This is a genomic window from Seonamhaeicola sp. ABD4_175, from assembly GCF_056160885.1.
In genome coordinates, this window is the sequence record NZ_JBSWYC010000001.1 from 1,166,814 (window position 1) to 1,180,977 (window position 14,164).

Genomic DNA, 14,164 nt, shown 5'->3' on the forward strand with positions numbered 1-14,164 from the left:
CGACGAAACGCTATTATTATACGATAAAATGTAAAATTAAGTAGTTAAAATATTCTCAAATTTTATCTACTCTTAAGTCTCTCACACATGAAAATAACCTACATGCTCTCAAGGGGTATATTACTTTTAGTATACATAACACTATGTATTAATAAAACTAATAGCCAATGCTCATACAATATTAATTCTTTAGGAAGTAATGATTTAGTTAATTGGGACGGACATCACATTTCTAATGTAACTATAGATGGAGATAATTCTGTAGCCGAAATTAATAATTCAAATTCTAATACACGTTATACAGATTACACAGCTATATCTGTTGATATGACTGCTGGAAACACCTATAACTTTTCAATATTAAATGATAAAGGAGGCAAGAAGTGGGGAGATGTAAAAATTAGAATCTGGATAGACTACAATAACAATGGAAATTTTACCCAAGTTTATGATTCTGGGGCGTATACAAATAATAGTCCTCACAAAACCCAAACTAAATCTGGGTCTTTTACTATAGACCCTGCTGCAATAAGCGGCACTGCCAGACTAAGAATTCAAGGCTCATATTGTTCTTCGTGTTCTGGTAATGGCGCTGTTATTTCTGCAGATGGTTGTAACTTCACCAATACTTATAGAGGAGATGTTGAAGATTATACCATTAATATCACCGGAAGCGCCGCGGGTGTAATGGAAATTTCGGGAAACGGTAATGCTATTAATTCAGGCAGTACAACTACAAATACAGCTAACAATACAGCCTACGGCTCTTATGATATTAATAGTATACCCTTAGAAAAAACATATACTATTACTAATAATAATACCTCTGCACTTACACTAACTTTACCTATTACAGATCCAAGCGGCGTGTTTACTATCTCAGACCAACCAGATAACGCGGTAATTGCAGCAGGAAATTCTGAAACATTTTCAGTTGCTTTTAACCCTTCAACAATTACCAATTATTCCGCTACAGTTACAGTAAATTCAGATGACGCTACCAACCCTTCGTACACTTTTTTAGTAGATGGTAATGGCGTACAAACTTTCCCTGATACCGATGGTGATGGGGTTCCTGATAATATTGATGGTGATGATGATAATGATGGTATTCTAGATTCAGAAGAACAATCTATCTGTATAAATAACCCAATAGGCAACACCACAGATGTTATTTTTTTAAACGAAGACTTTGGCTCTGGCACAACCAGAACAAGTATTACAGGCGCATCATATTGCTATGAAGACGGAACAGGCACTTGTGGCGGCACTATAAATTTAAATGACGGTTCGTATGTAGCATATTACCAAGCTGCAGATGCAGATGGTTTTAATGATACACCTAATGGCGAAGTAGCATCTTGGGCAGATGTATATTGGTATCCGGGACTTGATCATACTTCTGGAGATACTAATGGTAGAATGGCTATGTTTAACGCAGATTATGCAGCTGGTGTTTTTTATGAAACTACCATAACGGGTGTAACCTCTGGGGTTGATGTAACATATGGTTTTTCTATTATTAATTTAGATAGAGCTGATGCGCCTGGAATTGCTTCTAGAAATAGACCTTCTGTTCTTATAGAAGTATTAGATCCTACCAATACTGTAATTGCTTCTACGTCTTCTGGTTTAATTGCTCCAACATCCAATTATACAACCGGAGATTGGGTAGATATTTCAGCAACATTTAATTCAGCTTACACACAATTTACGGTAAGATTAACAAACCAAAGCCCTGGTGGAGCGGGTAACGACTTAGCTATAGATGACATTTTTGTAAAACAGACTTTATGTGATATAGATGAAGATGGGGTTCCTGATATCACAGATTTAGATAACGATGATGACGGCATTCCAAATGTAGTTGAGTTAGGTTTTGCAGACCCTGATAAAGACGCCACATTATTTGGTACGGGTTGGGTTGATAGTAATAATAACGGGGTACATGATTCTTACGAAACACCACCAACATCTTACAGAGATACAGATTCTGATGGTGTTCCGGATTACTTAGATCTAGATTCAGATAACGATGGTATTTTTGACAATGTTGAAAACGACCATAAGGGTGATGTTGATATTAACGGAGATGGTGTTGGTAATGGATTAGATAATGAAGATTTTGTAAACAAAATTGATAACGATGATGCAGACGGCGATGGTATTTTAACCATAATAGATACTAATGACGATGATGCTGATGGGAATGACTTTGGAAGCAGCTACGCAGATCCTTTAGATGATGATGGAGATGGCATTCCAAACTATAGAGATATAGATAGTGAAGATAACACTAATAACCCATCAAACGGAAGCGACATAGACCGTACCATTTACACTGCCTTAGATGGAGACAATGACGGTGTTATAGATGGAAATACAGATACTGATGAAGACGGACTATTAGATGCTTTTGATACCGATAATACAACATACGGATCACCACGAAATTTAAACGATTCTTACACCTTGTTCTTTGATGGTAGAAATGATTATGTTGAAGAAAGCTCTGTAACAAGTGGTTGGCCCAATGCAACACTAATGGCTTGGATTAAAATAGAACCGGGAGCATCTGGAGAAAGGGTTATTGTAGGTCAAGATAATTTTTATTTAATGATAACAAGTGGTAGCTTAGCTAGAGCCTATGCCAATGGAACCACTTTAGAAAGTACCATAATAATTACAGGAATTTGGGTTCATATAGCTGCCACATATAACAGTACAGATGGAGAGTTTAAATTATACATTAACGGTAATGAAATAGCTAATAACACAATTTCAGGGGCATTGCCCGTTGACGCTTCCAGCTTTACCCTTGGTAGAACACCAGATACCGATAGTAATTACTTCCATGGAGAAATTGATGAAGCAAGATTGTTTTCTAAAGCACTTACAAAAGACGAGCTACAACGTATGGTTTATCAAGAATTAAATACCGCCCAACAAGGTAGTTTTATTTCAACAAACATATCGGGAGCATTAGCAGGCACCTTATCCAGATATTATAAAATGGATTCTTATACCGATGATGTAGTTAGTAATTTGGCATCTGGCGCTAAATTGTATAATATCAAGGATATTTACTTTCAAACGGCTCCTTTACCATATGAAACTTCTTCAGATGGTAATTGGACAGATGCATCTACGTGGTTACATGGTAATGTTTGGGATATAACATCTAAACAAAATAATAGTGATGATGTCTCAATAGTACATATAAAAAATAATGTAACGCTTAACGGCTCATACAGTACTCAAGGAATGATTGGACTTGTAGTAGATACTGGTGTAGAATTAACTGTTTCTTCAGATAAAGGACTATATAATAACTGGTACTTAAAGTTAGATGGAACAATAGATTTACAAGGAGAATCTCAACTTGTTCAAACTAGTGGTAGTATAATTGATGGGTCAAGTTCTGGTACTTTAGAAAGAGATCAGCAAGGAACAGAAAATCGCTATACTTATAATTTTTGGTCTTCTCCCGTACATACTGCTAACCCCAATGCCTTTATTGATGGAGACGAAACGTATACTGTTGCAGATATTTTATTAGATGGAGAAGATCCTAATAACCCAATGCCAATTAATTTTGTTAGCGGTAGTAATTATGACGGAAATAATACGTCATCTCCAATAGAAATAGCAGATTATTGGATATGGAAATATAGCAATAGTTCTGCTGGAGATTATTCACAATGGCAACAAGTAAGAAGTAATAAAGTAATTAATATAGGAGAAGGGTTTACCATGAAAGGCCCTGGTACTGGTGCAATTAGTAATGAAAAAAATTACGTATTTAAAGGCACTCCCAACAATGGTGATATCACCTTAACAATAGACCCAAATAACGATTATTTAATTGGCAACCCTTACCCTTCTGCAATAGATGCTAGAGAATTTATATTAGACAATATTGGTGTGGCAGATGGCGGAAGAAATACCTCAGGAAACATAATTAATGGCGCTTTATATTTTTGGGAACATTTTGGGGGAGGAAGCCATGCATTAAAACAATATGTTGGTGGTTACGCCACCTATACTTTAATGGGAGGAGCTCCAGCTGTTTCAAACAATGCCTTAATTGATGATAATGGAGATTTAGGAACCAAAATTCCTGAAAGATATATTCCCATTGGTCAAGGATTTTTTGTGTCTACAACAACAGATAACTCTTTAGGAGATAGTACCGAAGATGGTGTTGATAATGACCCAAATTTAACGCAACCCATTATAGGTGGAGATATTGTATTTAAAAATAGTCAACGTGATTTTAAAACAGAATCCGCTGATCCTTCAACTTTTTTAAAATCTAAAATTAAAGGAGCGTTAGCCAAATCAAATAATGATACCAGAGAAAAAATAAGATTAAACTTTAATTCTCCCGATGGGTACCACCGTCAATTATTAGTTGGTGTTGACCCTAATGCATCAAAAGATTTTGATTTAGGTTATGAAGCTATTTTAAATGAATCTATTAATGACGACATGTACTGGCTTCTTAACAATACGCCTCTTGTAATTCAGGCTGTAGATAATTTTGACGAAGCACAAAATTTACCACTAGGAATAAACACTAAAAATGGTGGAGTAATTGAAATTGAAATTGATACCTTAGAAAATCTTGCTAACAGAAGAATTTATTTAAGAGACAATACAAATGGTTCATATCATGATTTAACAAAATCTAAATATATAACAACAGTTGAAGCAGGGGAAATAAACGATAGATTCGAAATAGTTTTTAGCTCTAACCAACAAAGTTTATCTACTGAAAATAAAGCATTAGAAGATGAAGTAGTATTGTATTTTAAAAATCAAAACCTTACAATTATTAATTCTAAGAATCATTTCATAGAAAAGGCAGAACTTATAAATACATTAGGTCAAAAAGTATTTGAATACGCCACTAATACTTCAGAAAGTAAAATTGAAATGCCAGTAAACCTTGCAGATGGGGTTTACATAACTAAAATATATTCAAATGCATTTAAATTGAGTAAAAAAATAATAATAAATAATTAAGTGTTGTTATGCAAATTTTATTAACGGCACATTTAAAAAACTAATGGCGTATAACAGTTTTAATTATAGCATGATCGCTTTTAAACGTGCATACTTTTTCGGTTTTTAAAATTTTTAAGTCTTTTGAAACCCAAATATAATCTAGAGATAATAATGGTAAATTATAAAACCACGTTTCTCTAAAACCAAACCCTTTTTTGTTAAAAGCATGATTAAAATTAGTTTTTAAAGGTTTTAATAATTTAGATTCATAAGGCACATTAAAATCGCCCAAAACCAACGTATTTTCATTGTTTAATATGTTTTTGGTAACAAAATTGAGCTCCCAACTTCTGGGAACATCAAAACTTCCTGAAACGTCAACCGCATAAAAGTTTGTGTTATGAGTTTCAAAATTTATAACTGTTGAATTGTATTTTGATGGTTTAACACTTTTTACTAAAATTGGTTGTTTTGAAAACACAGCAATTGCTTCGTTTTGGTTTTCATAAAAATAATAATTAGGATATTGTTTTTTTGTTTCTTCTATTTTTTTTCCATGGTATTCAGATAATACAATAACATCAGGAATGGTTTCAAATTCTTCAAAAACATCGGTAAAATCTCTATCGTGAGATGCATTCCAAAAAACAATTTCAACATCAGTACTTTTAATACTTTCAGCAATACTAATTTTAAAACTTCGGGTTAACCAAATTAGTAAAAGTACACCTGCTAATGCTACGTTAATTCTTCTAAATTTTTTACCAATAAATACTGAAAGTATGAGTATAACACCAATAATTACAGGCAACGGAAAGCTGTAAAAAAACAATGATGTTTTAAACGTACTTTCTTTTATTATAAAATGAATTGCTAAAAGTGCGGCAACACAGGCTATATTTATAACTTGAAAAATAAGCCTGAAAATTTTTAAAATTAACGTAACGGAAATCCTTTTGCTGCCCACCACGGATGTATTTCAATTTCTAAACGACCTGCTTTTACTGCCGGATCAGATTTTGCTAAACTATCGGCCATTTTTAGGGTTGGCACATTGTAAATGGTAATACCTCTAATATCACCATCGTCACCAAATGGCCCAGAAATATCAGCATAACCAAGTTCATACATTTTGCCTAAATGTTCTAAATGTTCTTTTTGTATTTGTGCCGCTTCTTCTTCGTTTTGTGTGCGTATTGGACCGCTTTTTAAAAATGCTATAAAGTATTGTTGCATTAAAACGGTGTCTTTAGTTTTTTCGTCAACATAATCAAAAACCTCAAAACCTTTTTCTTTAAGCTCTTGTTTTATTTGCTGTTTAGTTTTAGGTTTTACAACTTCAACTAACTTAACAGTGTCTTGTTTTTTAGTTGTTTCTTCTTTAACAACTTGTTTTATATCGGGTAAGCTTGCTTTGGTTTCTTCTTTACAAGAAACTACAATAGCTAAAAAACTTAATGCAAACAATGCTTTTTTCATGTTTTAGGGTTTTGGTTTTACTAAGTTCAATAAAAACATTGTAAAAATTATTATTTAACGGCGCTTTATTTTTATTACCAATTACTAAAGGGGTTTTTACTTAATTGAGAATTGTAATATTTCACGTTTCCGGTAACTTCATCACCCAACCAACTTGGTTTTTCAAATGCTTCATTTTCGTTATTTAATTCAACTTCAGCAACAATTAAACCTTGGTTATCACCAAAAAACTCATCTACTTCAAAAGTATGGTTTTTTACTTGTACTTCATAACGAATTTTATCTATAACACCGGGTTCACAAATATTTAATAAACTAGTAGCTTCGTTATAAGGTATTTGTTTTTCCCATTCAAACCTAGACAAGCCGTTTTCAGATGTTTTTCCTTTAACGGTTAAAAAACCAATATCTCCTTTTATTCTAACCCTTACTGTTCGTTCTTTATGAGTGTTTAAAAAGCCTTGTAAAATTTTAGTTTTGTTAGTTGCTTGTGCTTTAAAATTGGTGTTTTTAACTAAAAATTTCCGTTCTATTTCTATCATAATTTTTGCTATTTATATTAACAAAAAACCTCAATTTCAAAAGTAGTTAAATTGTGTTTTTGTATTCAAAATTAGCATAATTTTGTGGTATGTTTAATAATTTACCAAAACGAAAAATTATTCATGTAGATATGGATGCTTTTTACGCATCGGTTGAGCAAATGGATAATCCTGAACTAAAGGGAAAGCCCATTGCTGTTGGTGGTGGCGGTAAACGTGGTGTTGTTAGTGCAGCTAGTTACGAAGCAAGAAAATTTGGGGTTAAAAGTGCTATGTCTGGTAATTTGGCGGCTAAATTATGTCCTGATTTAATTTTTGTGAAACCTAATTTTGAACGTTATTCTGAAATTTCAAAACGTATTAGAGCCATTTTTTACGATTATACTGATTTAGTGGAACCGCTATCGTTAGATGAAGCCTATTTAGATGTTACCCAAAATAAAAAAGGAAATCCAAGTGCCTCTTTAATTGCTAAAGAAATTCGTGAACGTATTTTAAACAACATTGGCCTTACAGCATCTGCAGGTATTTCTATTAATAAATTTATTGCTAAAGTTGCTAGTGACTATAATAAACCTAACGGACAAAAAACGGTAAACCCCGAAGAAGTTTTACAGTTTCTTGAAGATTTGGATATTAGAAAATTTTATGGTGTTGGTAAAGTAACTGCCGAAAAAATGTACCAAAAAGGCATTTTTACAGGTGCCGACTTAAAACAAAAATCACTAGAATATTTAGAAGCCAACTTTGGTAAATCTGGTGCATATTACTATTACATTGTAAGAGGCGTTCATACCAGTGAAGTAAAACCACACCGCACCCGAAAAAGTTTAGCTGCCGAACGTACTTTTAGTGAAAATTTATCAAGCGAAGTATTTATGCTTGAAAAACTTAAACATATTGCTGCAGAAGTATCTAAACGGCTAAACAAAAGTAATGTAGCTGGCAAAACAGTAACTTTAAAAATTAAATACAGTGATTTTTCATTACAAACACGCAGCAAAACATTACCCTATTTTATAAGTGATAAAAGTATAATTTTAGAAACTGCAAAAAATTTACTTTACCAAGAAAAACTACAAAACTCCGTAAGGCTTTTAGGCATTTCATTATCTAATTTAAACACTGAAAAGCCCGAAAAAAAACCAGATAAAAAGAGCGTGAGTGTGCAATTGAAGTTTGGGTTTTAGCGTAAATAAAAAAAATTAATCCTTCATTTAATAGCTAAAAACTTATTTATATTCATTCTAAAAAAACATCTGTTTTTATTTGGACTTAGTCTAAATAAATGTAATTTTGTCCGAAATTTAAAACCAGTATTTTGGCAAAGTCGGTATTATTCTTAGTAGCAGTTTGTTATAGTTTAAGTATTTTTTCTCAAAACACTACACTTTCGGGTTATGTGTTATTTGATAATAACAAACCAGCTTTAGGTGCATCAATTGTTATTCAAAATGAGCATTTAAAAAAAGAAACATCTGCAGGTATAAATGGTGAGTTTGCTTTTAACAACTTACCTTATGGTAATTACACTTTAATTACATCTTCATTAAATGCAAAAAGCTCAACGAAACAAATCGTCATAAACTCAAAAAATAAGTCGATTAATATTGTTTTAGAATTAACAAGCTACCAAGATTTACAGGAAGTATTAATCCAAACCAAAACCGAAAAGCGCCAAATAGAAGACGAAGGTTTTGCGGTAAATGTAATAGAAACTAAAGAAGCAAGTGTTAGAAACATACAAACTAACGAGCTGTTAAATACATCGGTTGGTGTAAAACTGAGACAAAATGGCGGATTAGGGTCTCGCGTAGAATATAGTTTAAATGGTTTAACAGGAAGTTCTGTTCGTATTTTTATAAATGGTATTCCTATCTCAATTTACGGTTCATCGTTTAGTTTAAACAGTATTCCACCATCAATGATTAAACGTATTGAGGTTTATAAAGGCGTGGTACCAGGGCATTTAGCAGATGATGCTCTAGGTGGAGCCATAAACATAGTACTTCATGATACCACAACTTCTAACTTTAACGCCTCTGTTTCTTACGGGTCGTTTAACACTTTGCAAACTAGTATAAATGGATTATACCGTGCCGAAAAATCAGGATTTACTGTAAAAGCTTCAGGGTTTCACAACTATTCTGATAACGACTATAAAATTTCTGGCGGACAAGTAAAAGTTACTGGTTTAGGTGGTGTACAAACGCCAATTACAGCAAGACGTTTTAACGATGCCTACCGTTCTACTGGCGGTACCGCCGAAATTGGTTTTACAAACGTTACATGGGCAGATCAATTTTTTGTTGGAGTTACAGGATCTGATGATTACAAAGAAATACAACATGGTGCTTTTGTTACCATTACGCCTTATAAAGACCGCTTTAGAGAATCTGATGTTCTTTTAGGAAATCTTACCTATCAAAAGAAAGACTTATTAACCAAAGGCTTAGATGTTAATGTAATTGGGTCTTATGGTAAACGTAACCAAGTAACTAGCGATACCTTAGCTTGGGCTTATAGCTGGAATGGAGAAAGAGCTATAAATTTTAGAGGTGAAGAGTACCAATACTCTTGGGGATCTCAACAAGAAAAAAATGAATTTGGCCCTGTTGAAAACTACATATCACGTAATGTAGCTTCAGTTAGAACAGGTATTTCTTATAAAATTAATAATAGCCACAAATTCTTATTTAATCATTTTTATAGTGCTCTTGACAGAAAAGATAGAGACGAATATGCTTCTGCAACAGAAAATGCCTTTACAGGTACCCGTGATTTGCACAAAAATATTTACGCATTTACTTATGAGTTAACCGCATTTGATAAAAAGCTAAAAACCAGCACTTTTGTTAAATTCTATCAGCAAAAAAGGATTAGTAAAGATCCCGAAATCCAACAAGATGATCAAGGTAACGACATTATAGTAGATGAAATTGTAAGTAGTAACAAAAAATATACAGGTTATGGTTTTGCAGGTTCTTATGCCATAATTCCTGAGGTTACACTGTTAGCCTCTGCCGAAAAAGCTATTCGATTACCAAATGAAACTGAAGTTTTTGGTAACGATGGCGATAACGTTGTGCCAAACCCATTTATTAACCCAGAAAGTAGTAATAATTACAATTTAGGCTTTCGTTTTGGGGCATTTAATATTAATAAACATGAGTTTACAATTTCTACAAATTTATTTACTAGAAATATAAAACAACGTATCGGTTTACCTATTGAGCGTGTTCCAGACGAAGAACTTATTCTTTACGAAAATCAAGGCGATGGTACATCAAGAGGTATTGAAGCAACCTTAAATTATAGCTATAATAAACGTTTAAGATTTAACTATAATATCACAAAATTAAACTTAAAAGTAGTTAATCGTGGTGTAGAAATAGATGTGCCTAACATACCGTTTTTTACAATGAACGCTGGCTTAAATTATAATTTAAAAAATGTATTTTTAAAAAACAGTAATCTAAATCTGTTTTACTCGGCATATTTTACCGAAACCTTTTCGTATTTACCTCCACAAGGAAACAATACTACAGGCAACGAATTTTTTGAAGTACCAAGACAAATTGCTCAAGACTTTGGGTTTTCGTACAATTTCCCAAACAATAAATTTGTAATAAGTTTCGACGCAAAAAATATTTTCGACAAACCACTTTACGACAATTTAAGAGTACCAAAACCAGGTAGAGCCTTCTATTTAAAACTTAATTATTTCATTAATAAATTCTAAAAATAACTATAACATGAAAAATCAATTTTTCAACTTAAAAACCATATCATTAGCATTAAGTGCCTTAGTACTTACTGTAAGCTGTAGCGAAGACGATAGCAACCCTACTGAAGAAGAAAAACAAGAAGAAAGTCGCTGGATTACCGTTGCGGCCGCTAGAATGGGTGATAACCCTGGTGATGGTAACGGAGGTACTTTAATTTATGCGTTAAGTAGCGATGATGCAAAAGACGAAACTAAATCTATCGCACCTTTCGACAATGGTTTTATTGTACCATCTAACCGTACGGCACGTTTACAAGCTTCTCAAGATGGTAGTACTATTTTTAATATTAGTTATGCGGGTGATACTGGTGGTAACTACTCAAAATATACCGTAAACGGAGGTCAAAACTTTACACCAACAGGTTCTGAAGTTAATATAGCGCCATACGTAGGTTCAGCACCACGTTGGATAAAACTTTTTGATGGCGACAAAACAGGTGCAGCTGTATATGTTTCAGCAGAACATCAATTTGATGATAATGGCACTCCTGATGATGAAACAGATGATGTTTACACACACACTGTATCGAACATGGGTGTTGTTACTTTAGATTTAGAAAATTCATTAATTAAAAACTTCGAAGAATCTACTTTTACACTTAGCGATGAAGATGCTGCAAATGGTTATTACATTGATAGAATCGATATGCCAACACTTAATGCTGCTGGCGATAAAATTTATATTGGTGCCCGTGTAAGAAAAGTAGATCCTATAACCGTAGAAAGAGAAAGCGATTACGAAATTTTAGGTTCTAAAACTATTGTATTAGATTACCCAGCGTTAACCAATCCAACAATAATTACTTCGGGTATAAGCAATGGTAACACAAACGGTTACCGTAGCATAAACTCATTTCTATACAATGGCAGTGTTTACCAAGCAAACCAAAGCGATCCTAACGGTTCGCACATCTTAAAAATTAATGCAAATAACCAATACGACGATAACTACGATTTTAATTTAGATGATGCTTTAGGTGTTACAGGAGCTTACGTTTTAGCTTGGAGACCAGCAGCTAATGGCAAAGCTGTATTAGCTTACCGTCACGATGGTTCTCAAGATGGTATTTCTGGAAGACCAGAATCTTATTTTGCATTAGTAGATTTAAATGCTAAAACAGCCACTAAACTAGAAGGTATTCCTTATGAAGTAGATATGGAAATGTTTCAATACCAAAGTTACGCAGTTGACGGAAACGAGATTTACTTAGCTGCTGCACCTGTTGGTAAAAATGGTAATATTTACGTTGTAGATACCGAAACTGGCGAGGTAACAAAAGGGGCTGAATTAGTAAATGTTGATGGCAGCCACTTTATTGGAGCTTGGTAAAAACCCTTAACCGTAATGCATAAAAAAAGAGAGACAAAAAGTCTCTCTTTTTTTAGTTTATATTATAAAATTAAAAGCTACAGCTTGTAATTTCAGTTACTCTTAATGTATTAACCATACCCTTTTCTTGAATTGGCATTGCGGCTAAACTTACTAACATATCGCCTTCTTCTAAATAGCCTTTTTCACAAGCCATTTTATTTACATCTTCAATAGTTTCATCTGTACTTACAAACCTATCATAATAAAAAGCTCTTACACCCCAAAGTAAACTTAAACGGGTTAAAATACGCTTGTTTGAAGTGAATACTAAAATATGACAAGATGGTCTCCAAGCCGAAATTTGAAACGCTGTATAACCACTATTAGTTAATGTTGAAATTGCTTTCGCATCAATTTCATTAGCCATATTAGCAGCGTGATAACATATAGATTTTGTAATATATCGGTTTGTGCGAATATGTGGTGGTAATTGTGGTACTTTAATTAATGGAGAATCTTCAACACTTGTTAAAATACTAGACATTTGCCTAATTACCTGTACAGGATATTTACCAACCGATGTTTCACCAGATAGCATTACGGCATCGGCACCATCCATAACAGAGTTTGCAACATCATTAACCTCTGCTCTAGTTGGTGTTAAACTAGAAATCATGGTTTCCATCATTTGAGTTGCAATAATAACCGGTATTCTTGCTTTTTTGGCACGTAAAACTAATTGCTTTTGTACTAAAGGTACATCGGCAGCAGGAATTTCAACACCTAAATCACCTCTAGCTACCATAATACCATCACATTGTGCTACAATTTTATCAATATTTTCAATAGCCTCTGGTTTTTCAATTTTGGCTACAATTGGTATTTTGTGTTCACTGTGTTCTTTAATTAAATCTTGTAATTCAACTAAATCTTCGGCATGACGCACAAAAGACAGTGCTATCCAATCTACCTCTTGGCTAATAGCAAAAATGGCATCTTTTATATCCTTTTCTGTTAGTGCTGGTTGAGAAATATTGGTGTTTGGTAAGTTTACACCTTTTTTAGATTTTAACGGACCACCTTGAATTACTTTAGCTTTTACTTCACTTTTTAAATCTGAAGACACAACTTCAAAAATTAATTTTCCGTCATCTAAAAGAATGCGTTCACCTGGTTTTGCGTCTTGTGGAAAGCTTTTGTAGGTCATGTAAACACGTTCTTTTGTGCCTTCAAAACGTTCGCCTGTTGCAAAAACTATTTCGTCACCTGGGTTTACAACAACTTCTTCTTTCATTACCCCAACGCGTAGTTTTGGTCCTTGTAAATCTGCTAAAATTGAAGCAGTGTAACCGTACTCATCATTGAGCTCTCTTATCATTTTTATGCGTTCACTTACATCATCATAATCTGCATGAGAAAAATTTATTCTGAACACGTTAGCACCTTCATCAAGCATGCCTTTTAATACTTCTTTACTGCTTGTAGCGGGTCCTAAGGTAGCTACTATTTTGGTTTTTTTTCTTTGTGACATTAGCTAAAAATTAAATGGTCCTTAGATTTTAATTGATTGGTTTCTATACTGTAAGCCGTAGCAACTTGTGGTATTTTTAAAATACTATTAAGTATATGCTTTTGTTTGCTTAAGTTAATTTGGTCTTCTATTTTTAAAAGATAATTTACTTTTTTAAATTCTGGTAATAGGTAATTTATCTTGGTTGTTTTTTCTTGTAAATTAAACAATGAGTTGTTGTTACCTTGCCTATATACTTCGGTTTTACACACATTTTTTGCTAAGCTCCAAAGGGTTTGTTGCTTACAGTCTTCCCACTCAAAAATTGAATAGGTAAATTCTCCATTGTTAAAATCTAAATCTGAAGGTTTTCTTGTAAGCGTTATTCCTAAAAACTTATTTAATAGATATGCTAGCCTATAATCTTCAAGTGCGCAGTGTATTGCCACTAAGGTATATAGGTCTGCTTCAACATCATCTAAAACAAGTTTGTGTATTGCCATACCCAAATATAATTGGCGTAA

9 protein-coding genes are annotated in these 14,164 nt (G+C 33.3%); 4 read left to right on the forward strand and 5 right to left on the reverse strand.

All coding sequences use genetic code 11. The features are described from left to right. The first annotated feature begins 87 nt into the window (after positions 1 to 87). The gene (locus tag ACXAG4_RS04705; RefSeq protein ID WP_475294915.1) at positions 88 to 5,028 is read left to right on the forward strand and encodes a LamG-like jellyroll fold domain-containing protein; all 4,941 of its coding nucleotides are present in this window, start codon (positions 88 to 90) and stop codon (positions 5,026 to 5,028) included. Between the two features lie 40 nt (positions 5,029 to 5,068). Here ACXAG4_RS04705 and ACXAG4_RS04710 read toward each other — a convergent pair whose 3' ends face one another. The 3 genes from ACXAG4_RS04710 to ACXAG4_RS04720 form a co-directional block, all read right to left on the reverse strand. Beyond that, a complete protein-coding gene (locus ACXAG4_RS04710; protein WP_475294916.1) occupies positions 5,069 to 5,842 on the reverse strand; it encodes an endonuclease/exonuclease/phosphatase family protein in 774 nt (257 codons plus the stop codon). Between the two features lie 104 nt (positions 5,843 to 5,946). Continuing rightward, positions 5,947 to 6,489 carry a YciI family protein gene (locus tag ACXAG4_RS04715; protein WP_475294917.1) on the reverse strand — a complete coding sequence of 181 codons (543 nt, stop codon included), beginning with the start codon at positions 6,487 to 6,489 and terminating at the stop codon, positions 5,947 to 5,949. Between the two features lie 74 nt (positions 6,490 to 6,563). Continuing rightward, positions 6,564 to 7,031, reverse strand: a complete 468-nt coding sequence (locus ACXAG4_RS04720; RefSeq protein WP_475294918.1) for a CYTH domain-containing protein — start codon at positions 7,029 to 7,031, stop codon at positions 6,564 to 6,566. Between the two features lie 89 nt (positions 7,032 to 7,120). On the opposite strand from ACXAG4_RS04720, the gene dinB reads away from it, so the two are divergent. The 3 genes from dinB to ACXAG4_RS04735 all read left to right on the forward strand — a co-directional run bounded on the left by dinB (position 7,121) and on the right by ACXAG4_RS04735 (position 12,148). Further along, a complete protein-coding gene (gene dinB, locus ACXAG4_RS04725) occupies positions 7,121 to 8,221 on the forward strand; it encodes a DNA polymerase IV (protein ID WP_475294919.1) in 1,101 nt (366 codons plus the stop codon). A gap of 131 nt (positions 8,222 to 8,352) precedes the next feature. Then, positions 8,353 to 10,773 (forward strand): TonB-dependent receptor, encoded by a 2,421-nt coding sequence (locus tag ACXAG4_RS04730; protein WP_475294920.1) that lies wholly within the window; start codon positions 8,353 to 8,355, stop codon positions 10,771 to 10,773. 13 nt (positions 10,774 to 10,786) lie between these two features. Beyond that, complete coding sequence (locus ACXAG4_RS04735) at positions 10,787 to 12,148, forward strand: hypothetical protein (RefSeq protein WP_475294921.1); 1,362 nt, start codon at positions 10,787 to 10,789, stop codon at positions 12,146 to 12,148. A gap of 70 nt (positions 12,149 to 12,218) precedes the next feature. Here the strand turns inward: ACXAG4_RS04735 and pyk are convergent, their stop codons facing one another. Next, positions 12,219 to 13,661, reverse strand: a complete 1,443-nt coding sequence (gene pyk / locus ACXAG4_RS04740) for a pyruvate kinase (RefSeq protein WP_475294922.1) — start codon at positions 13,659 to 13,661, stop codon at positions 12,219 to 12,221. Beyond that, positions 13,661 to 14,143 (reverse strand): IPExxxVDY family protein, encoded by a 483-nt coding sequence (locus ACXAG4_RS04745; protein WP_475294924.1) that lies wholly within the window; start codon positions 14,141 to 14,143, stop codon positions 13,661 to 13,663. The genes pyk and ACXAG4_RS04745 overlap by 1 nt, the downstream gene beginning before the upstream one ends. Positions 14,144 to 14,164: the final 21 nt, after the last annotated feature.